General features: G+C 73.3%; 19 protein-coding genes. 9 read left to right on the forward strand and 10 right to left on the reverse strand.

Annotation, left to right across the window (positions count from 1 at the left end):
* Nucleotides 1–130: 130 nt before the first annotated feature.
* Together J1792_RS01305 and J1792_RS01310 are read left to right on the forward strand one after the other, a co-directional pair.
* Nucleotides 131–592 carry a hypothetical protein gene (locus J1792_RS01305; RefSeq protein ID WP_143587794.1) on the forward strand — a complete coding sequence of 154 codons (462 nt, stop codon included), beginning with the start codon at nucleotides 131–133 and terminating at the stop codon, nucleotides 590–592.
* The gene (locus tag J1792_RS01310; RefSeq protein ID WP_242705040.1) at nucleotides 592–900 is read left to right on the forward strand and encodes a transcriptional regulator; all 309 of its coding nucleotides are present in this window, start codon (nucleotides 592–594) and stop codon (nucleotides 898–900) included. Before J1792_RS01305 ends, J1792_RS01310 begins: the two co-directional genes overlap by 1 nt.
* A gap of 83 nt (nucleotides 901–983) precedes the next feature.
* Here the strand turns inward: J1792_RS01310 and J1792_RS01315 are convergent, their stop codons facing one another.
* Nucleotides 984–1871, reverse strand: a complete 888-nt coding sequence (locus tag J1792_RS01315; RefSeq protein ID WP_207246492.1) for a LysR family transcriptional regulator — start codon at nucleotides 1869–1871, stop codon at nucleotides 984–986.
* Nucleotides 1872–1958: 87 nt separating this feature from the next.
* Here J1792_RS01315 and J1792_RS01320 point away from each other — a divergent pair, with 87 nt between their 5' ends.
* The 4 genes from J1792_RS01320 to J1792_RS01335 all read left to right on the forward strand — a co-directional run bounded on the left by J1792_RS01320 (nucleotide 1959) and on the right by J1792_RS01335 (nucleotide 6088).
* Entirely contained in the window at nucleotides 1959–2663 is a 705-nt protein-coding gene (locus J1792_RS01320; RefSeq protein ID WP_086574088.1) for a succinate dehydrogenase cytochrome b subunit, read from the forward strand.
* Between the two features lies 1 nt (nucleotide 2664).
* Nucleotides 2665–4611, forward strand: coding sequence for a fumarate reductase/succinate dehydrogenase flavoprotein subunit (locus tag J1792_RS01325; RefSeq protein WP_086574090.1), 1947 nt, complete (start codon nucleotides 2665–2667; stop codon nucleotides 4609–4611).
* Nucleotides 4608–5366: a succinate dehydrogenase/fumarate reductase iron-sulfur subunit gene (locus J1792_RS01330; RefSeq protein WP_086574092.1), complete on the forward strand. Its 759-nt coding sequence runs from the start codon at nucleotides 4608–4610 to the stop codon at nucleotides 5364–5366. Before J1792_RS01325 ends, J1792_RS01330 begins: the two co-directional genes overlap by 4 nt.
* Nucleotides 5367–5443: 77 nt before the next feature.
* A complete protein-coding gene (locus tag J1792_RS01335) occupies nucleotides 5444–6088 on the forward strand; it encodes a TMEM175 family protein (RefSeq protein WP_086574094.1) in 645 nt (214 codons plus the stop codon).
* 5 nt (nucleotides 6089–6093) lie between these two features.
* On the opposite strand, the gene J1792_RS01340 is transcribed toward J1792_RS01335, so the two are convergent.
* From J1792_RS01340 to J1792_RS01350, 3 genes are all read right to left on the reverse strand, one after another.
* Nucleotides 6094–7740, reverse strand: coding sequence for a sigma-70 family RNA polymerase sigma factor (locus J1792_RS01340; protein ID WP_207246494.1), 1647 nt, complete (start codon nucleotides 7738–7740; stop codon nucleotides 6094–6096).
* A 110-nt stretch (nucleotides 7741–7850) separates the two neighbouring features.
* A complete protein-coding gene (locus J1792_RS01345) occupies nucleotides 7851–8873 on the reverse strand; it encodes a PH domain-containing protein (RefSeq protein WP_086568381.1) in 1023 nt (340 codons plus the stop codon).
* Nucleotides 8870–9382, reverse strand: coding sequence for a PH domain-containing protein (locus tag J1792_RS01350; RefSeq protein WP_086568380.1), 513 nt, complete (start codon nucleotides 9380–9382; stop codon nucleotides 8870–8872). Before J1792_RS01350 ends, J1792_RS01345 begins: the two co-directional genes overlap by 4 nt.
* A gap of 87 nt (nucleotides 9383–9469) precedes the next feature.
* Here J1792_RS01350 and J1792_RS01355 point away from each other — a divergent pair, with 87 nt between their 5' ends.
* Nucleotides 9470–10069: a TetR/AcrR family transcriptional regulator gene (locus J1792_RS01355; protein WP_086568378.1), complete on the forward strand. Its 600-nt coding sequence runs from the start codon at nucleotides 9470–9472 to the stop codon at nucleotides 10067–10069.
* Here the strand turns inward: J1792_RS01355 and J1792_RS01360 are convergent.
* The 6 genes from J1792_RS01360 to iolC all read right to left on the reverse strand — a co-directional run bounded on the left by J1792_RS01360 (nucleotide 10059) and on the right by iolC (nucleotide 18556).
* Nucleotides 10059–12158, reverse strand: coding sequence for an FUSC family protein (locus tag J1792_RS01360; protein WP_086568376.1), 2100 nt, complete (start codon nucleotides 12156–12158; stop codon nucleotides 10059–10061). The two genes, J1792_RS01355 and J1792_RS01360, sit on opposite strands and share 11 nt — an antisense overlap.
* Nucleotides 12159–12208: 50 nt before the next feature.
* Nucleotides 12209–13702, reverse strand: a complete 1494-nt coding sequence (locus tag J1792_RS35650; protein WP_207246496.1) for a CoA-acylating methylmalonate-semialdehyde dehydrogenase — start codon at nucleotides 13700–13702, stop codon at nucleotides 12209–12211.
* Between the two features lie 20 nt (nucleotides 13703–13722).
* Complete coding sequence (gene iolD / locus J1792_RS35655; protein ID WP_086568372.1) at nucleotides 13723–15606, reverse strand: 3D-(3,5/4)-trihydroxycyclohexane-1,2-dione acylhydrolase (decyclizing); 1884 nt, start codon at nucleotides 15604–15606, stop codon at nucleotides 13723–13725.
* An 11-nt stretch (nucleotides 15607–15617) separates the two neighbouring features.
* Nucleotides 15618–16511 carry a 5-deoxy-glucuronate isomerase gene (iolB, locus tag J1792_RS01375; protein WP_207246497.1) on the reverse strand — a complete coding sequence of 298 codons (894 nt, stop codon included), beginning with the start codon at nucleotides 16509–16511 and terminating at the stop codon, nucleotides 15618–15620.
* 105 nt (nucleotides 16512–16616) lie between these two features.
* Nucleotides 16617–17495 carry a Cgl0159 family (beta/alpha)8-fold protein gene (locus J1792_RS01380; RefSeq protein ID WP_086568369.1) on the reverse strand — a complete coding sequence of 293 codons (879 nt, stop codon included), beginning with the start codon at nucleotides 17493–17495 and terminating at the stop codon, nucleotides 16617–16619.
* Complete coding sequence (gene iolC, locus J1792_RS01385; protein WP_207246499.1) at nucleotides 17492–18556, reverse strand: 5-dehydro-2-deoxygluconokinase; 1065 nt, start codon at nucleotides 18554–18556, stop codon at nucleotides 17492–17494. The genes J1792_RS01380 and iolC overlap by 4 nt, the downstream gene beginning before the upstream one ends.
* A 228-nt stretch (nucleotides 18557–18784) precedes the next feature.
* On the opposite strand from iolC, the gene J1792_RS01390 reads away from it, so the two are divergent.
* Complete coding sequence (locus J1792_RS01390) at nucleotides 18785–19714, forward strand: sugar phosphate isomerase/epimerase family protein (RefSeq protein WP_207246501.1); 930 nt, start codon at nucleotides 18785–18787, stop codon at nucleotides 19712–19714.
* A 48-nt stretch (nucleotides 19715–19762) separates the two neighbouring features.
* Nucleotides 19763–20785 carry a Gfo/Idh/MocA family protein gene (locus tag J1792_RS01395; protein WP_086570631.1) on the forward strand — a complete coding sequence of 341 codons (1023 nt, stop codon included), beginning with the start codon at nucleotides 19763–19765 and terminating at the stop codon, nucleotides 20783–20785.
* Nucleotides 20786–20797: the final 12 nt, after the last annotated feature.

Below are 20797 nucleotides of genomic sequence, written 5' to 3' on the forward strand. Positions count from 1 at the left end.
CTCCCTCTCCACCGGGCTCCCGCCGGGCCCTCCCTCGCCCCATCGGGCTCCCACCTGGCCTTTCACCCGACTTTCCACAGCGGAAAATTACCAGTTGCCATGACGGAAACAGCGTGGTTCACTTTCCGTCATGGCAACTGATGAGAACTCACGGCCGTCCGACCCGTCCATGCCCTCGCGGGAGAGCGCCGCCCAGGCCCTGGCCCTCGCGGAACAGGCTCAGGCCGCGGTCGGGGCGATCTCGCCCGGGCGGTGGTACCAACCCACGCTGGCCGCGTTCCTGGTCGGGATCTTCCTCACGAATCTGCTTCCCGACCCCTTCGACATCACCGCCGTGGGCGTCCTGTTCGTGGGCATGATGACGTTCGTGGTCCTGCAGGTGCGCAAGATGGGCGTCATGCACCGCGCCACCCCGAAGACGGGGCGCCAGATGGCCGTCGGCGCGATCCTCGGCATCACGGTGTACGTGACCGCGCTCGTCGTGGAACACCAGGCCGACATGCCTTGGGTCTGGGTGCCGGCCGCGCTGCTGGTCGGAGGGGGCATCCTGGGACTCGAAAGGCATTCCCGCACGAAGGGCATACCCGCATAGTGACCGCCCCCGAAGACGGCTTCAACGAGACGATCCACGCGCCGAACCGGCTGAGGATCTGCGCCGCGCTGGACGCCGTCGAGGAGATCGAGTTCGCGACGATCCGCGAGACGCTCGGCGTCAGCCCGTCCGTGCTGAGCAAGCACGTCACGGTCCTGTCCGACGCCGGCTACGTCGAGCAGCGGCGGGCCGTGCGCGAGACCCGGCAGCGGGTGTGGCTGCGCCTGACCAAGGAGGGGCGAGCGGCCTACCGCTCCCACCTCGCCGCGCTCCGCGCGATCGTCAGCGCCGACCTCGGCGAGGGCTGAGCCCCGCCCCCAAGCCGCCGGGCCCGCCCCCGGCGCGGCAAACGGTCACACCCTGGGGCCGGTCACACCGCACCCCCGGGCGCTCACTCCTCGCCCAAGTGCTCGAGCAGCACACGCCGCAGCTCACGGGCCGCGCGCGGAGGCGGCGCATCCTTCCGGTGCGCGACGGCCACGGTACGGCGCATGCGGTCGTCCTCGAAGGGGGTGACGCGCAGTCCGGAACGGGCCGCGACCATCCCGGGGACGACGGCGAGCCCGAGACCCGCGCGCACGAAACCCAGGACGGCGTCCATTTCGCCGCCCTCGACGGTGAAGGAGGGTTCGAAGCCCGCCGCACGACACGCGGCGGTGGTGATCTCCCGCAGGTCGTAGCCACGCCGGAACATCACCATCGGCAGATCCCGCAGCTCCCCCACCCGGATATGGCCCCGACGCGTGGGCGGGGGCCCGGACGGGGCCGAGACCACCACCAGGTCCTCCCGCAGCAGCTCCGTCGTCACCAGCGCCGGGGCACCGACGCCGAGCGGGGTGATGATCAGCGCCAGGTCGAGCCCGCCGTCGGCCAGGCGGCGCACCAGATCCTGGGAGCCGCCCTCGTCGACGTGCAGCTCGATGCCGGGAAAGCGTGCGTGGTACGTGCGCAGCACGTCCGGCACCAGGCTCGCGCACAGGCTCGGCGGGGCACCGAGCCGGACCCGGCCGCGCCGCAGCTGGGCGACCTCCTGCACCTCACGGTGCGCCGTCTCGGTGTCGGCGAGGATGCGGCGAGCGAGCGGCAGCAGGGCCTCGCCGGCGTCGGTGAGAGTGATGTTGCCCCGGGCCCGATGGAAGAGCTCGGCGCCCAACTCGCGCTCCAGCGCGCGGATCTGCTGGGACAGCGAAGGCTGGGCCACATGCAGGGCCTCCGCGGCCCGGGTGAAGTGCCGCGCCTCGGCGACCGTGGCGAAGTAGCGGAGCTGCTGAAGTTGCACCCCACCACGATAGATAGGAGGTACCTATGGAAACGAGCCCGATCATGTCTTGGACGCATCGTGGGCACCCGCCCTAGCGTCGGCGGCATGGCACTGGCGACCCGGACGGACCGGCCTCCGTCCCTCATCCGCTCCGCGTGGCGCTCGACCGTCGGCAAGAAGGCGGTCATGGCCGCCACCGGCCTGGTCATGCTGGCGTACCTGGTCGCCCACATGATGGGCAACCTCAAAGTGTTCTTCGGCGCCGGGGAGTTCAACCACTACGGGCACTGGATCCGCACCATCGGCGAGCCGTTCCTGCACCGCGAGTGGTTCCTGTGGACCGCCCGGGTGGCGCTGAGCGCGTCGGTCGTCCTGCACGGTGTGGCCGCGTACCAGCTCAGCCGCCGCGACCTGGCGGCGCGCCCGGCGAAGTACGCGCACAGGCCGCGCCGCAAGAGCTACGCCACCCGCACCATGCGCTGGGGCGGAGTGATCCTCGCCCTGTTCGTCGTCTGGCACATCCTCGACCTCACCACCCTCGACGTGAACCCCAACGCCCAGGAGGGCCGCCCGTACGAGAACCTCGTCGCCTCCTTCGACCGCTGGTACGTCTCCGCCTTCTACATCGCCGCGATGCTCGCCCTCGGGCTGCACATCCGGCACGGCTTCTGGAGCGCCGCCCAGACGCTGGGCGCGGGCTCGCCCCGCCGCGACCGGGCCCTGAAGACCGTCGCCAATGCCCTCGCGGCGCTCTTGACCTGCGGCTTCATCGCCGTGCCCCTCGGTGTTCTGACAGGAGTCGTGAGCTGAGATGAGCGAGTATCTCCACTACGCCGTCGGCGAGCCGCTCGTCGACGCGGCGGCTCCCGGCGGGCCGATCGCCGAGCGCTGGGACCGCCGCCGCTTCGAGGCGAGACTGGTCAACCCCGCCAACCGCCGCAAACACACCGTCATCGTCGTCGGCACCGGCCTCGCGGGCGGCGCGGCGGGGGCGACGCTGGCCGAACAGGGCTACCGCGTCGTGCAGTTCTGCTACCAGGACTCGCCGCGCCGCGCCCACTCCATCGCCGCGCAGGGCGGCATCAACGCCGCGAAGAACTACCGCAACGACGGCGACTCCGTCCACCGCCTCTTCTACGACACCGTCAAGGGCGGCGACTTCCGCGCCCGCGAGTCCAATGTGCATCGCCTGGCGCAGATCTCGGTGGAGATCATCGATCAGTGCGTGGCGCAGGGCGTGCCCTTCGCCCGCGAGTACGGCGGCCTGCTGGACACCCGTTCGTTCGGCGGTGTGCAGGTGTCCAGAACGTTCTACGCCCGCGGGCAGACCGGGCAGCAGCTGCTGCTCGGCGCGTACCAGGCGCTCAGCCGCCAGATCGACGCGGGCGGCGTCGAGATGCACACCCGCACCGAGATGCTCGACCTGATCGTCGTCGACGGGCGGGCGCGCGGCATCGTCGCCCGCGACCTGGTCACCGGCCGTGTCGACACCTACCTGGCCGATGCCGTGGTGCTGGCCAGCGGCGGCTACGGCAACGTCTTCCACCTCTCGACCAACGCCAAGAACTCCAACGCCACCGCCGTCTGGCGCGCCCACCGGCGCGGCGCGCACTTCGCCAACCCCTGCTTCACCCAGATCCACCCCACCTGCATCCCGCGCTCCGGCGACCACCAGTCGAAGCTGACCCTGATGAGCGAGTCGCTGCGCAACGACGGCCGCATCTGGGTGCCCAAGGCCAGGGGCGACACCCGCCCGCCGGCCGAGATCCCTGAGGACGAGCGCGACTACTACCTGGAGCGGATCTACCCCGCCTTCGGCAACCTCGTCCCGCGCGACATCGCCTCGCGCGCCGCCAAGAACGTCTGCGACGAGGGGCGCGGCGTGGGGCCCGGCGGCCAGGGCGTCTATCTCGACTTCGCCGACGCGATCGCCCGCATGGGCCGCGAGGCCGTCGAGGCCCGCTACGGCAACCTCTTCGAGATGTACGAGCGGATCACCGCCGAGGATCCGTACGAGGTGCCCATGCGCATCTATCCGGCCATCCACTACACGATGGGCGGCCTGTGGGTGGACTACGACCTGCAGACCACCGTCCCCGGTCTCTTCGCGATCGGCGAGGCCAACTTCTCCGACCACGGCGCCAACCGCCTGGGCGCCTCGGCCCTGATGCAGGGCCTGGCCGACGGCTACTTCGTCCTGCCCGCCACCATCAACGACTATCTCGCCCGCCACCCCCACGACGAGGTGCCGCACGACCACCCCGCGGCCGCCGGGGCGGTCGCGGAGGTGACGGCCCGCCTGCGCCGGCTGCTGGAGAACGACGGCGACCGGACGCCGGAGTCCTTCCACCGCGAGCTGGGCGAGCTGCTGTGGGACGAGTGCGGGATGTCCCGCACCGAGAGCGGCCTGCGCAAGGCGCTGGGCCGGATACCCGAGCTGCGCGAGGAGTTCTGGCGGCGGATCAAGGTGCCGGGTTCGGGCGAGGAGCTCAACCAGTCGCTGGAGAAGGCGAACCGGATCGTCGACTACCTGGAGCTCGCCGAGCTGATGTGTCTCGACGCGCTGCACCGCTCCGAGTCCTGCGGAGGGCACTTCCGCGAGGAGAGCCAGACGCCCGACGGCGAGGCGGCGCGCCGGGACGAGGAGTTCGCGTACGCGACGGCCTGGGAGTTCACCGCCCCCGGCGCCGCGCCCGTCCTGCACAAGGAAGACCTGCGTTTCGAGTACGTCCACCCCACCCAGCGGAGCTACGCGTGAACCTCACCCTGCGCATCTGGCGCCAGCGCGACGCGGCCGGGCCCGGCGCCATGACCACCTACGAGGTCACGGGTATCAGCGAGGACATGTCCTTCCTGGAGATGCTCGACCACCTCAACGAGGAGCTCATCCTCGCCGGTGACGATCCCGTCGCCTTCGACCACGACTGCCGCGAGGGCATCTGCGGCGCGTGCGGCATGGTCATCAACGGCCGGGCGCACGGCCCCGAGCGCACCACCACCTGTCAGCTCCACATGCGTCACTTCCGCGACGGCGAGACGATCGACGTCGAACCGTGGCGCGCGGCCGCCTTCCCCGTGGTCAAGGACCTCGTCGTCGACCGTTCGGCCTTCGACCGCGTCATCGCCTCGGGCGGCTATGTCTCCGCGCCCACCGGTTCGGCCCCCGAGGCCCATGCCACGCCCGTGCCCAAGCCCGTCGCGGACCTCGCCTTCGAGCACGCCGAGTGCATAGGCTGCGGCGCCTGCGTGGCCGCGTGCCCGAACGGCTCGGCGATGCTCTTCACGGCGGCGAAGGTGGTCCACCTCAACGTCCTGCCGCAGGGCGCCCCGGAGCGGGCGTCACGCGTGCTCGGCATGGTCGACGCGATGGACGCGCAGAGCTTCGGCGGCTGCACCAACACCGGCGAGTGCGCCACCGCCTGTCCCAAGGGCATCCCGCTCACGGCGATCAGCACGATGAACCGCGAGTACCTCCGCGCCACGGTCAAGGGAGGAGTCCGGCGCGGGACATGACCACGGCGGCTCACCCGATCGTGCGGTTTACCGGGCGACGGCGATGACGCGGCGCCACCTTCCGTACGATTTATGCCGTGCCGCGCGATGCGTACGGAAGCGATGCATACGGGATAGGCAAGGACCGGCTGCTGGCGTTCGCCGACGCGGTGACGGCCATCGCCATCACGCTGCTGGCCCTGGAGATCCGCGTCCCCGAAGGCCTCTCGGCCGGGCAGCTCGGCCACGCGCTGGGCGAGGTGCTGGTCAAGGTCTACGCGTATCTGCTCAGCTTCACGGTCGTCGGCCTGCTGTGGCTCGCGCACCACCGGCTGTTCAGCCTGATCGTCGAGATCGACCGGGCGACGGTGCGCCTGGAGCTGGCGCTGCTGGCCGTGATCGCCGCGCTGCCGTTCCCCACCCGGCTGCTCAGCGAGTACGGCGAGACCGCTCAGGCCACGGCCGGCTACGCCGCCGCCATCGCGCTGACCGCGGCGCTGCTGACCGTCATGACCCTGCGGCTGCGCGCCGGCGGCGGCCCGCCGCTCGTGCCGGAGGCGTCGCCGGGGCGGGTCGCGCGGCTGCTGTACGCCAACGCGACCCTGGCCGTCGTCTTCGCCACGTCGATTCCCGTCGCCGTGGCGTCCCCCACCGCCGCGAAGTTCTGGTGGGGGCTGCTGGTGCCGCTACGGGTCCTGCCCCGTTGGGTGCGGCGGCAGCGGCGGCGCCGGGGCGCCGCCTGACCCGCCTATCGCGCCCCGAAGACCTGGGTCCACCTCGGGCCGCCGGGGGCCTTGTTGATGCCGATGCCGATCTCCTTGAAGCTGCAGTTGAGGATGTTCTTGCGGTGGCCGGAGCTGTTCATCCAGGAGTCCATGACCGAGGCGGGGGTCTGCTGCCCGTAGGCGATGTTCTCGCCGTAGGTGCTCCACTGGTAGCCGGCGGCGGTGATGCGCTCGCCGGGGCCCTTGCCGTCGGGGTTGGTGTGGTCGAAGAAGCCGCGGGCGGCCATGTCGTCGGAGTGGCCCTGGGCGGCGGCGTCGAGGAGGCTGTTCTCCGTCACCGGCGAGCAACCGGCCTTCGCGCGCTCGGCGTTCACGAGGTCGACGACCTGCTGGGCGAGGGGCCCGCCACCGCCGGAGGGGGCCTTGGTCTTGCGCGGGGTGGGCTTGGGCGCGGCGGCCGTGCGCTCGGGGGCGTCGGCGGAGGAGGACGGGGACGCCTTGGCCGAGGCCTTGGCCCCCGGCGTGGAGCTGCTGGGCGACGGGCTGGCCGAGGCCGACGCGCTGGGCTTGGCGGACTGCGAAGCGGTGGGGCGCAGCGGCGACGGCTCGCCGGCGTTGAGCTGCTTCAGGTCGCTCGTGGCGGCGTCCGCCTCGGTCCTGACGGTCTTCTCGGGCTCGCTCTGGAAGAGGTAGCCGCCGCCGAGCACGCCGCCGGCTATGAGGGCCAGCACGCCGGCGCCGACCGCGGCCCGCCGGGTCGTGCGGTTCGTACGGGGTGCCCCGTGGCCACGGCCGGCGCGTCGGCCGTGACCGCTCGCGCGGCGGGCCTGGGCGCGGCCGCCCATCGGGGCGGCGTGGGCCACCGACTGCGTCGGCAGCGTCGCGGCGCCACGCCACCAGCCGAGCAGCGCGCCCCCGAGGGGCACCAGGCCGAGGCCGACGAGCAGCCCCTCGGCCGGGACCAGCACGGCCAGGGCGCCGGTGCAGCGGCCGCAGCCGCGCACGTGGCGGGCGATGCGCTTGCGCCACAGCGCGGAGGGGACGCCGTCCCAGGTGGCGGTGGTCTCGGCGAGCTGCGGGCAGCGGGGTTGGACGGCGAGCGCCTGGACCACGCCCCGGGCGATGTCCAGCTGGGCCTTGGTGCGCTGGATGCGCACGGCCGCGTGCTGGGGGGTGAGCTCGAGCGCGGAGGCGACCTCGGCGCGGGTCAGCTCGCCGGCGGCCTCCAGCCACCACAGCGACAGGACCTCCTGCTCGCCCTCGTCGAGCCAGCGGGTGGCCTCGGCGGCCTCCTTGCGCTGCCCCGCGAGACCCAGTCGCACGATGGTCAGGTCGACGAAGTCGGCCTTGGGGTCGGCGATCTCGCCGACCACGTCCTGCAGGCCACTGACGGGAGCCTCGGGGTGGGGCTCCCGGCAGTGGCTGCGTATCTGGTTCATGGTGATCGCGACGAGCCAGGAGCGGAAGCTCGCGGGATCGCGCAGCCCGTCGAGGCCGTTGATCACGCGGAGCATGGTGTCCTGGACGACGTCGTCGACGTCCGCGTGGCCGTTGAGGGCCCGCCCGACGATGTTGTAGACCAACGGCAGGTGGGTGGCGACGAGCTCGTCCTGGGCCGCCGTGTCACCGGCCCGCGCCGCCTCGATCACGGCCACGCTCACACTCTTCACGCCCGCACCTCTTTCCGCACCCGCCACGTTGGCGTTCGATCCGACACCTAGGAGACCGGGGATCGGCCCGCAGATAACAAAAAGTTGGGTGCGAATGTACGACAGACTTTTCAGGCATCTGTATCGATCAAGAACTCACGGACGATTCCCGGAGCCGCGTACTCCGCGAACTCGGCCGCTTCCGCCGCCGACATGTCCCGAATGCGATATCCGTCCTCCCCTCCGGGCACCGCCGCAGTGAGAGTGACCACACCTGCCCGGAGCGCAAAGGGCGTATCGGTAAATGTCCAGGCCTGTACGGCATTCCGGGCGAGGGTCACCGTCTCCCGTCCGAACGTGCCGGATCGCACGACGAGATAGCGGCCTCGGACGGCGTGCCCGAGCCCCCGGTAAGCGTCCCGGGCGAGGATCAGCGCGACCGGAGTGACGGCCAGCGCCCAGCCCGCCGCGCAGGCGAGCAGCACGGGCAGTGCGAGCAGCCACCCCAGCACCGCGAGCACCACGACCACCGGCAGCACCCACCAGCCGAGGGCGGCCACGACCCGTCGCCGCAGACCGGCCCGGGGATGCCCGCGCAGCCCGGCCACGTCCACGCCCTCGCCCTCGCCGAGCACGCCCGCGCACACCCGCTCGGCCTCCGCCTTCGGCGACGGCGGCAGGACCACGCTGCGGGTGCGGTTCTGGTCGCGGTTGCCGAGGCCGCCCGCCACGGCCCGTACGGACGCTCCGCCGCCGGCCCGCAGCAGCAGCGGCTCACGCAGCGCGACCCCGCACAGCTGATCGGGCGCGATGGAGACGGCGTCCTTGCCCGAAAGGCCCCGGCGGACGGTGAGGCCGCCCTCGGCGGTGCGCTCGAGCCGGTACCGCGACCAGGTCAGGGCGTGCAGGCCCAGCGCGCCCGCCACGCCCAGCGCGGTCATGGCCGCGAGCGCCAGGGGGACGGACACCCACAGCGCGTCGCCGCCGAACGCCTCGGCCAGGCGCCGCACGAAGCCGAGCCGCCAGGGTTTGACGCCCGTCGCCTTGAGGATCTTCCACACCGTTCCGGCGGCGATGAGGACGCCTCCCCAGACCCAGAAGGTGAGCGGGGCGTAGCGGAGCCGGCGGATGTCCGCCGTGGCGAGGACCGTCACGCCGCCACCCCCGTCCGGATGCGCTCGGCCAGCGTCCGGGCCTCGGCCTCGGGCACGCCCGCGATCCGCAGGTCGGCCGCGGTGGAGCCGGTGGTGACGGTGACGGTGGCGAGCCCGTACAGCCGCTGCAACGGTCCGCGCCGGACGGCGACGTCGCGCACGCCGGCCAGGGCGACGATCCGGCGCCGTCGCCAGTACCAGCCGCTCGCCGCGTAGACGGCCGACTCCCCCACCTCCCAAGCGTGGGTGCGACAGCGCCGGGCGGGCGCGAGAAGGGCGTAGCCGAGCGCGGGGGCGAGGGCGGCGGCGGTGAGCGGGGCCAGCCAGAACAGCGCCCCGGGAAAGAAGAGGGCCGACGGGGCGAGGAGGGCGCCGGAGACGAGGAGCGCCGGGCCGCCGACGGCGAGCCAGGCCCGGGCGGTCCACCAGCGGCGGGCGCGGGGGCCGGCGCGGTGCCGTGGGGGCCGGAGCCGCCCGATTTGAGAATGGTGCGGGTTTCCGGCCACCATGTCCCCCATTCTTTCCAAGTCAGTTGTACTGCCAGGCCCGCAGCGTATGGCAATACAACTGACCTGTAAAAACGAGAGGCAGGAAACGTGCCCAAGCGTGTCGATCACGACGAACGCCGACGCCGCATCGCCGAGGCCCTCTGGCGGATCGCGTCCACGCGCGGCCTCGAGGGCGCGAGCCTGCGCGACGTGGCGGCCGAGGCGGGCATCTCGCTCGGGCAGCTGCAGCACTACTTCCGCAGCAAGGGCGACATGCTGGTGTTCGCGCTCGAGCACGTCAACGAGCTCGCCGCGCGGCGCGTCCGGGCGCGCGTCGAGGCGTCGGCGACCGCTCCCTCGCCGCGCGTGATCCTGCGCGAGTCGGTCGCCGAGATGCTGCCGCTGGACGACGAGAGCCGCAGCGGCAACCTGGTGCAGGTCGCGTACTTCCTGCAGGCCGTGCACGACGAACGGCTGCGGGAACATGCGAAGGAGGGCGTTCCGCTGCTGCGGGCGCTGTTCGCGGACCAGATCCGGCGGGCGATGGCGGAGGGTCAGATCGCCCCGGACCGCGACCCGGACACCGAGGCGACGCTGCTGATCTGCCTGGTCGACGGGCTGACCAGCTACACGCTGCTCGACGTGCACTCGCCGGCCGAGGCGCTGGCGCTGGCCGACGCCCACCTGGACCGGCTGTTCACGCCGTAGGCCGCCCCGGCGCCTCCCGCCGCCTGCGCGGCGCCACGGCGTCCGCCAGCTCGTCCACGGCGTCCAGTAGCAGTTCGGTCGCCCGGACCGCCACGCCCTCCTCGTCCACGGCCGCCCGCCACGCGGCGTACGCCTCGTGCGGCGCGGTCCAGTCCGGGCGGCGGCGCTCCCGTACGGCCGCCGTCGCGTCCGGCAGGGCGTCGCGCAGGGCGGCGGCGAAGGCCTCGGCGCCCGGCGACGGCGGGGCGTCGCTGTCGGGGAGGTGAGCCTCCATCAGCATGGTGGCCCGGCCCATCATGGCCATGGCCGACTCCGCCGCGCGCTCCGCGCGGCGGGAGATGCCGCGGTGGCGCACCGGCTCCTTCTCCGCGCGGGCGACGGCCTCCTCCCATTCCAGGCGGGCCGCCCGCTGGTCCAGCAGGGCCTCGCGCACCCGGCGCGGCTTGCGGACGTCGGGGTGGGCGTAGCGGGCGAGGACCGCGAGGGCGTAGCGGCCGTTGGCGTCGAGCCAGTCGGCGAGGCGGTCGCGCAGCCGGAGCGTCTCCCAGGCGGGGAAGACGGCGTACGCGGCGAGCGCCAGCAGTCCGCCCAGCAGGGTCAGTGCGAGGCGGGCCCAGACGGTCTGCGACCAGCCCTCGCCCGCGATGCCCAGCAGGAAGACGACGTAGGCGGCGATGCAGGTGGAGGCGACGCTGTAGCCCGTGCGCATCAGCAGGTACATCAGCCCGATGCACAGCACGGCCAGCCCCGCGCACACGTACATGCCCGGGTGGAACAGCGCCATCAGCCCGCCGGCGAGCCAGACGCCGACCACGGTCCCGGCGAAGCGGGCGACGCCGCGCGAGTAGGTCTGGGCGAAGTCGGGACGCATGACCATCACCGAGGTCATGGGGGCCCAGTAGCCGTGCCCGAGGGGCAGCATGGAGCCCAGGGCGTAGCCGAGCGAGACCACCGCCGTGACCCGCACGGCGTGCCGTCCGATGGCCGAGGACCAGCGCGCCTCGCGGCGCAGGGCGCGCAGGCCGACGGGCACGAGGCGGGGCACGGAGGGGCGCAGCAGGTGGCGGCGCTCCTCGGGGACGGTGGGGCGGGTGGACTCGACGCGTTCGTCGGCGGACTCCACGACGTCGGCGAGGAGCACGATCAGCCGTAGCGCGGACCGTTGGGCGGCGCCCGTGAGCACCGGGCGGGTCTCGTCGGGCACGTCCAGCGCGGCCATGGCCTCCGGGCTGACCTTCACCGGCCGCCCCCAGCGGACCGCGTGCGCCACCGCGTCGAGGACGGCCGCCGCGGCGCCGAGCAGTTCGCGGACCCGGTCGCGCTCGGGGCCTTCGGGGGGCGCGCCGAGGACGGGGTCGGCGAGCGAGGCCAGTACGGGCCGCAGCCGTTCGGCGAGGCCGCGCGGGCCGCCGAGCTGGCCGGGCCGCCGTCGGGCCTGACGCGGGGTCATGGCGGCGGCGCTGCGGGCGTCCATCAGCGGCTGCGGGTCGAAGGTGGCCACCGGGTCGTGGCGGAGCCGGCGCGCGTAGTCGGCCTCGGCGGCGAGCGCGTCGGCGAGGGCGTCGCGCTGGCGCCCCCAGGGCCGGATGGGGAAGACGACGATGAGCGCGGCCTGCACGAGCCCGCCGAAGGCGATCAGGCCGGCGTGGTGCAGCGCCCCCAGCACGGAGGTGGGCAGGGTCACGGTGAACAGCATGACGGCGACCATCTGCGAGGACACCATCCCCGAGACGGGCCCGATCGCCCAGGCCATGCCCGCCAGCAGCGTCCACAGGGCCAGCAGGACGACGAAGAGCACATGGTTCGCGATGGCCATGTAGCCCACGAACGTGCTGAAGGCCAGCCCCATCGCCACGGCGAGCGCGAGGACCGGCCGCGGCCGCCAGCTGCGCTGGAAGGTCGCCAGTCCCGAGGCGAACGCGCCGAACGCCGAGGACACCGCGAGCCGTGGGGTGCCCAGCCACAGCGTGAGTCCGATGACGATCGCGACACCGCACGCGCCGCGCAGCGCGACCATCGGCTCCAGGCTGGCCTTCTCGATCGTCAGCCCGGCGCGTGCGGTGTCCTTCAGCGCGCTCGACCAGGTCATGCCCCGAGCTTACGGTCCATACCGAAGCAAACCGGGGCAACCCAACCGGCTTACCGGTGGTGGGGGAACCCCAGGTCCACCCCGCCGTCGGCCGGGTCGGGCCACCGGGTGGTGACGACCTTGCCGCGGGTGTAGAAGTGCACGCCGTCGTTGCCGTAGATGTGGTGGTCGCCGAACAGGGAGTGCTTCCAGCCGCCGAAGGAGTGGTAGCCCACCGGCACCGGGATGGGCACGTTGACGCCCACCATGCCCGCCTCGACCTCCAGCTGGAAGCGCCGGGCCGCACCGCCGTCGCGGGTGAAGACGGCCGTGCCGTTGCCCCACGGCGAGGCGTTGATGAGGGCCACGCCCTCCTCGTACGTCGCGACGCGCAGCACGCACAGCACCGGGCCGAAGATCTCGTCGCGGTAGGCGTCGGCGGTGGTGGGGACCTTGTCCAGCAGCGACAGCCCGATCCAGTGGCCGTCCTCGTAGCCGGCCACCGTGAAGCCGGTCCCGTCGAGGACGACCTCCGCGCCCTGGGCGGCGGCGTCGTGGACGTAGGAGGCGACCTTGTCGCGATGGGCCTTGGTGATCAGCGGGCCCATCTCGGACGTGGGGTCGTCGCCCGGCCCGATCTTGATCTTCTCGGCGCGCTCGCGGATCTTCGCCACCAGCTCGTCGCCGGTCCCGCCGACCGCGACGACCGCCGAGATGGCCATGCAGCGCTCGCCGGCCGAGCCGTAGGCGGCGGAGACGGCGGCGTCCGCGGCGGCGTCCAGGTCGGCGTCGGGCAGGACCAGCATGTGGTTCTTGGCGCCGCCGAGAGCCTGGACGCGCTTGCCGTGGGCGGTGGCGGTGGTGTGGATGTGGCGGGCGATGGGCGTGGAGCCGACGAAGGAGACGGCCGCGACGTCCGGGTGCTCCAGGAGCCGGTCGACGGCGGTCCGGTCGCCGTTGACGACGTTGAGGACGCCGTCCGGCAGGCCGGCCTCGGCGGCGAGCTCCGCGAGGCGGATCGCGGGCGAGGGGTCCTTCTCGCTCGGCTTGAGCACGAAGGTGTTGCCGCAGGCGATGGCGAGCGGGAACATCCACATCGGCACCATGGCCGGGAAGTTGAAGGGCGTGATGCCCGCGACGACGCCGAGCGGCTGCCGGATGGAGGCGACGTCCACCCGGCTCGCGACCTGGGTGGACAGCTCGCCCTTGAGCTGGGTGGTGATCCCGCAGGCCAGCTCCACGATCTCCAGGCCGCGGGCGACCTCGCCCAGCGCGTCGGAGTGCACCTTGCCGTGCTCGGCGGTGATCAGCGCGGCGAGCTCGTCGCGGTGGGCGTCCAGCAGCGCGCGGTAGCGGAAGAGCACCGAGGTGCGCGCGGCCAGCGAGGAGCCGCCCCACGTCGCGTACGCGGCCTTGGCGGCCGCGACGGCCGCGTCGACCTCCTCGACCGACGCGAAGGCGACCCGGGTGGTGACGGCGCCGGTCGCCGGGTCGGTCACCGGCCCGTAGGTGCCGGAGCCGCCCTCGACGGACTTGCCGTCGATCCAGTGGTTGACGGTCTTCATCTGCTCGGCCTTCCTTACGGTCAAAGATAACGACGACGGGCGGCGGCGTTGCGGTCGTACTCCTCCCGGGCCGTCACGGCCGCCGGGCGGGTCGCGGTCTCGGCGACAGGCACATCCCACCACGCCTGCGCCGGAGGCGCGCCGGACACTGTGTCGGCTGTTTCGGTCTCCACATAGACACATGTGGGCCGGTCCGAGGCGCGCGCCTCGGCGAGCGCCGCGCCCAGCTCGCGGGTGGTGCGGGCGCGCAGCACGGTCATGCCGAGGGAGGCGGCGTTGGCGGCCAGGTCGACGGGCAGCGGATCGCCGGTGTACGTGCCGTCGGGCGCCCGGAAGCGGTAGGCGGTGCCGTAGCGCTCGCCGCCGACGGACTCCGAGAGCCCGCCGATCGAGGCGTAGCCGTGGTTCTGCACGATGATCACCTTGATCGCGACGCCCTCCTGCACGGCCGTGACGAGCTCGGTCGGCATCATCAGGTACGTGCCGTCGCCGACCAGGGCCCACACGGGCCGGCCGGGGTCGGCGAGCCGTACGCCGATGGCGGCCGGGATCTCGTAGCCCATGCAGGAGTAGCCGTACTCCAGGTGGTACTGGCGGCGGGAGCGGGCCCGCCAGAGCTTGTGCAGGTCGCCCGGCAGCGAGCCCGCCGCGTTGATGATCACGTCCTCGTCGCCCACCACGGCGTCCAGCGCGCCGAGCACCTGCGCCTGGGTGGGGCGGGCACCGTCGCCCCGGCCGTCCCGCGACGAGTACGCGCGCGTGACCGTCGCCTCCCACTCCGCCTTCCCGGCGGTGTACGCACTGGCGTACGCGTCCGGGACGCGGTGACCGGCCAGCCGCTCGGTCAGCGCCTCGAGCCCGGTGCGGGCGTCGGCGACGAGCGGCAGGCCGGCCATCTTGTGGGCGTCGTAGGGGGTGATGTTGAGGTTGACGAAGCGGACGCCCGGGGCGGCGAAGAGGGTGGCGGACGCGGTGGTGAAGTCGCTGTAGCGGGTGCCGACCCCGATGACGACGTCGGCGCCGGCGGCGAGCGCGTCGGCGACGGCGGTGCCGGTGTGGCCGATGCCGCCGACGTCGCACGGGTGGTCGTGGCGCAGCGAGCCCTTGCCCGCCTGGGTGGAGGCGACGGGGATGCCGGTGGCGTCGGCGAGGGCGCGCAGGGCGTCCTCGGCCTCGCTGTGGTGGACCCCGCCGCCGGCGATCAGCAGGGGCCGCCGGGCGGCCCGTACCGCCGCGGCCGCAGCCTCGAGCTCCGCCGGGTCGGGGGCGGGACGGCGTACGGGCCAGACGCGGTCGGCGAGGAACTCCTCCGGCCAGTCGTACGCCTCCGCCTGCACGTCCTGCGGCAGGGCGAGGGTGACGGCGCCGGTCTCGACGGGGTCGGCGAGGACGCGCGCCGCCTGGAGGGCGGCGGGGATCAGCGCCTCGGGGCGGGTGATCCGGTCGAAGAAGCGGGAGACCGGGCGCAGGCAGTCGTTGACGGAGACGTCGCCCGCGCCGGGGTGTTCGAGCTGCTGCAGGACGGGGTCGGCGGGACGGGTGGCGAAGGTGTCGCCGGGCAGCAGGAGGACGGGCAGCCGGTTGATCGTGGCGAGGGCGGCGCCGGTGACGAGGTTGGTGGCGCCGGGGCCGATGGAGGTGGTGACGGCGTGGGCGGAGAGCCGGTCGTTGTGCCGGGCGTATCCGACGGCGGCGTGCACCATTGCCTGTTCGTTGCGGCCCTGGAGGTAGGGCAGCGCGTCCCCGGACTCCAGCAGGGCCTGGCCGACGCCGGCGACGTTGCCGTGGCCGAAGATGCCCCAGCAGGCGGCGATCAGGCGGTGCCGGCGGCCGTCGCGCTCGGTGTACTGGTGGGCGAGGAACTCCACCAGCGCCTGGGCGACGGTGAGCCGTCGGGTCGTCATCAAGGGCCTCCTCAGGGCGCTTCGTACAGCGGCAGGCGGGGGTCGGGGTCCTGGCCGGGCCAGGTGGAGCGGATCCAGGCGTGGGCGGGGTGGTCGCGGATGAGCCACTCGCGGCCAGGGCCGGGGCCGGCCATCACGTTGAGGTAGTACATGGCGTGGCCGGGCGCCGCGATGGAAGGACCGTGCCAGCCGTCGGGGATCAGCACGGCGTCGCCGGTGCGGACCTCGGCGAGGACGTCCGTGCCCTTCTCGCGGGACGGCGACACGCGCTGGTAGCCGAGGCCCGCCTCGCCGCCGGGAGCGGCGGCGATCTCGAAGTAGTAGATCTCCTCGAGCTCCGACTCCTCGCCGGCGTGGTGCTCGTCGTGCTTGTGGGGCGGGTAGGAGGACCAGTTGCCGCCCGGGGTGAGGACCTCGACCGCGATGAGCCGCTCGCACGCGAAGACGTCGGCGGCGGCGAAGTTGTTGACCTGGCGGGAGCAGCTGCCGGTGCCGCGCAGTTCGACGGGGACGGCGGAGGCGGGCACGTGCCGGGCGGGCAGCGCCCGCTCGCAGCGCGCCCCGGCGAGCGCGAACCGTCCCCCACCAGGTGAGGTCAGCGTGGTGCGCGCGTCGCGCGGGACGTAGGCGAAGTCGGTGACGGCGGTGAAGACGCTGTCGCGGCCGTTCAGTTCGAACGTCATCTCGCCGCCGCCGTCACCGGTGGTGGTGACGGTGCAGCCGCCGGCAAGGGGCAGCACGATCCACTCGCTGTCGCCGGCGTCGAAGGTGTGGGCCGCGCCCGGCCGCAGGGTCACCACCCGCAGCGAGGAGTACGTCCATCCGGCGCGCTCCGGTCCGATGTCCAGGTCGTAGGCGCCGTCGGCGCCGGCTCCGGCGGGCAGGTGTCGGTGGTCAGAGGTCATGCGCGTCTCTCCTCGCTCGGCACGCCGGACAGGTCGTCAGGGGCCGCTCGCCGCCGTAGCGGAAGGCCTTCCTCCGTTTCCGGCGCTGCGCCGGTGCGGACGCGGTCACAGCAGCCCCACCGCCGTGTCGACCGCCCGGACCACGTCACCGTCGGCGGGGTACAGCAGCGCCCTTCCCACCACCAGCCCCTGCACCGTGGGCAGCCGCAGCGCCGACCGCCACCGCTCGTAGGCGGCGTCCTGGTCGTCGCCCACGTCGCCGCCGAGCAGTACGGCGGGCAGCGTCGAGGCCTCCATCACCCGCGCCATGTCGCATGCGTCGTCGGTGACCGGCACCTTCAGCCAGGTGTAGGCGGACGTCGCGCCCAGGCCCGACGCGATGGCGAGGGACTTCGTGACCGCCTCCGCGCTCAGGTCGTTGCGCACACGGCCGTCGACCCGCCGGGAGAGGAAGGGCTCCACGAACACGGGCAGCCGGCGGGCCGCCATCTCGTCGATCGCGCGCGCGGCCGACTCCATCGTGGTGAGCGAACCGGGGTCGTCGTAGTCGATGCGCAGCAGGAGCTTGCCGGCGTCGAAGCCCCGCCGGACGATGTCGTCGGCGCGGGGCCCGGTGAAGCGGTCGTCCATCTCGAAGGACGCCCCGAAGAGGCCGCCGCGGTTCATGGAGCCCATGACGACCTTGTTCTCCAGGGCGCCGAGCAGCAGCAGGTCGTCGAGGATGTCGGCGGTGGCGAGCACGCCGTCCACGCCGGGCCGCGAGAGGGCCAGGCACAGCCGTTCCAGCAGGTCGGACCGGTTGGCCATGGCCAGGTGCCGCCCGCCCACGTCGAGCGCGCCGCGCGCGGTGTGGTCGGCGGCGACGATCATCAGCCGGCCGCTGTCGCCGACGAGCGGGCGGCGCGCGCGCCGGGCGGCGGCCTCGGCCACGGCCTCGGGGTGGCGGCTGCGCACGCGCGGCAGGTCGGCGATACGGATGCTCACGGGGAACCCTCATTCTCGGCGGAACGGTCCATCTCGACGGGCCGGCCCCTCTCGACGGACCGGTCCGTCTCTGCTGAACGGTCCCTTTCGGCCGGCCGGTCCCTCTCTGCGGACCGGTCCAGCAGGTCCGTGACCTCGTCGTGGGTCGGCATCGCGGCGGAGCAGGCCAGCCGGGAGGCGACGACGGCCCCGGCGGCGTTGGCGAACCGTACGGCCCGCTCCAGTTCCCACCCCGCGAGCAGCCCGTGGCACAGCGCGCCGCCGAACGCGTCGCCCGCGCCGAGCCCGTTGAGCACCTCGACGCGCACCGGCGGAACCTCGGCGGTGGTGCCGTCGCGGTGGACGGCCAGCACGCCCCTCGGCCCCTGCTTGACGACGGCGAGCTCCACGCCGGCGGCCAGCAGCGCCCGCGCGGCGGCGTACGGCTCGCGCTCGCCGGTGGCGACCTCGCACTCGTCGACGTTGCCGACGGCCACGGTGGCGTGGGCCAGGGCGGCCGCGTACAGCGGGCGGGCGGCCGCGGCGCCGGCGTCGCCCCAGAACACCGGCCGCCAGTCCAGGTCGAAGACGGTCGTCCCACGCCCGCCCCGGGCCTCGAGCGCGGCCAGTGTGGCGGTGCGGCTGGGCTCCTCGCTCAGGCCCGTGCCGGTCATCCAGAAGACGCGGGCGGCCCGGACGGCGTCCAGGTCCAGTTCGTCGGTGTGGATCTCCAGGTCGGGCGCCTTGGGCCGGCGGTAGAAGTACAGCGGGAAGTCGTCCGGCGGGTGGATCTCGCAGAAGGTGAGGGGCGTGGGGTAGGCGGCCACCGGGGTCACCCAGCGGTCGTCCACGCCGAAGTCGCGCAGCGCGTCGTGGAGGTAGCCGCCGAAGGGGTCGTCGCCGGTGCGGCTGATCAGCGCGGTCCGGCGGCCCAGCCGGGCGGCGGCGACCGCCACGTTGGCCGCCGAGCCGCCCAGGAACCTCCCGAACGTCTCGACCCGCGCGAGCGGCACCCCGGTCTGGAGCGGATAGAGGTCCACCCCCAGCCGGCCCATGGTGATGAGTTCGTACGGACCGGTCATGGTCTTCCTCGTCCCCTCCGCGCGGCGGCTCGCTCCGGGCTCAGGTCTAGCGGGGGGCGGACGACCCTGTCAAGCATTTGTCCTTACATAAGGACGTCATCGAGCCGCTATTGACGTTACGTCCTTATGTCCGGACGAAATCTTGACACTCTTCCGCACAGCCATGAAGCTACGGGCATCCTTAAGCCTTCACCGGTCAACGCCGACCGGCGAGAGGAGAGCCGCCGCATGGACTCCACCGCCACGCCTTCGCCCCCTCCCCCCGCCCTGGACCGGATCCGCGTCGGATCCGCCCCCGACTCCTGGGGCGTCTGGTTCGCCGACGACCCGGCGCAGGTGCCCTGGCGGCGCTTCCTGGACGAGGTCTCCGAGGCCGGCTACGCGTGGATCGAGCTGGGCCCCTACGGCTATCTGCCCACCGACCCCGATCTGCTGCTGGAGGAGACCGGCAGCAGGGGTCTGCGCGTCAGCGCCGGCACGGTCTTCACCGCCCTGCACCGCGGCCCGGCCGTCTGGGAGGAGACCTGGGAGCAGGTCTCCCGGGTCGCGGGCCTCGCCCGCGCCACGGGGGCCGGCCACCTCGTCGTCATCCCCTCCTTCTGGCGCGACGACAGGACGGCCGAGGTGATCGAGAGTCACGAGCTGACCGCCGAACAGTGGCGCCACCTGGCCTCCGGCATGGAACGCCTGGCGCGCGAGGTCCTCGACGTGTACGGGATGACCATCGCCGTCCACCCGCACGCGGACACCCACATCGACACCGAGGCGCACGTCGAGCGGTTCCTCGACGCCACCGACCCCGCGCTGGTCCACCTGTGCCTGGACACCGGGCACTACGCCTACTGCGGCGGCGACAGCGTCAAGCTCATCAAGACCTACGGCGAGCGGATCGGCTACCTCCACCTCAAGCAGGTGGACCCGGCCGTCCTCGCGGGCGTCGTGGAGCGGGGCACGCCCTTCGGCCCGGCCGTGGCGCAGGGCGTGATGTGCGAACCGCCGACGGGCGTCCCCGCGCTGGAGCCCGTCCTGACCGCGGCGCAGGGCCTGGGCGTCGACCTCTTCGCCATCGTCGAGCAGGACATGTACCCCTGCCCGCCCGGCAAGCCCCTGCCCATCGCCCGGCGCACCCGCGCCTTCCTGCGCTCCTGCGGCGCCTAGGGCGCCGCCCCACCAGCTCCGAGGCCCCCCAGCTTTGAGGAACGTGCAATGACGCGAGACGGAACACTCGGCGTGGCCGTGATCGGCACCGGCAGGATGGGCTCGGACCACGTCCGGCGCATCGACGAGGTCATCAGCGGGGCCCGGGTGGCGGCCGTCGTCGACATCGACGGCGAGCGCGCCGGGGCCGTGGCCGCCTCCGTGCCGGGCTGCGCCGCCTACACCGACCCGGCCGCCGCGATGGCGGACGACGCCGTGGACGCCGTCCTCGTCGCCTCCCCCGGCCCGGCCCACGAGGCGGCGCTGCTGGAGGCGTTCGCCCGCGACCTGCCCGTGCTGTGCGAGAAGCCGCTCACCCCGGACGCCGCGTCCGCGCTGCGGGTGATGGAGGCGGAGGTCCGGCTGGGGCACCGGCGGGCGCAGGTGGGCTTCATGCGCCGCTACGACGCCGAGTTCCAACAGCTCAAGGCGCTGCTGGACTCCGGCGCGTTCGGACGGACGCTGATGCTGCACTGCACCCACCGCAACGCCGCCACCCCGCCCGGCTTCACCGGCCCGATGACGATCAACGACTCGGTCGTCCACGAGATCGACGTGGCGCGCTGGCTGCTGGGCCAGGAGATCACCCACGTCACCGTGCTGCGCCCCGCCTCCTCGTCCGCCGCGCCCGGGGGGCTGAGCGACCCCCAGCTCGTGCTGTTCGAGACCGCGGAGGGCGCGGTCGTCGACGTCGAGGTCTTCCTCAACTGCGGCTTCGGCTACCAGGTGCGCTGCGAGGCGGTCGGCGAACACGGCACGGCCCGGGCCGGCGACGCCCACGGCCTCTACGTCAACACCGCCGGCCGGTGGGGCGGGGAGATCGCCCCGGACTACGTGGTGCGCTTCCGCGCCGCCTACGACCGTGAGGTGCAGGCCTGGGTGGACGCCACCCGGCGCGGCGAGACCACGGGCCCCGGCGTCTGGGACGGCTACGCGGCCGCCGCCGTCTGCGAGGCCGGGGTACGGGCCCAGGCCACCGGCGAACGCACGCCCGTCACGCTCGTGCCGCGCCCGGCCCTCTACGGAGGATGAGCACCGTGAACC

The sequence above is a fragment of the Streptomyces triculaminicus genome (genome assembly GCF_017349075.1).
Lineage (GTDB): Bacteria > Actinomycetota > Actinomycetes > Streptomycetales > Streptomycetaceae > Streptomyces > Streptomyces triculaminicus.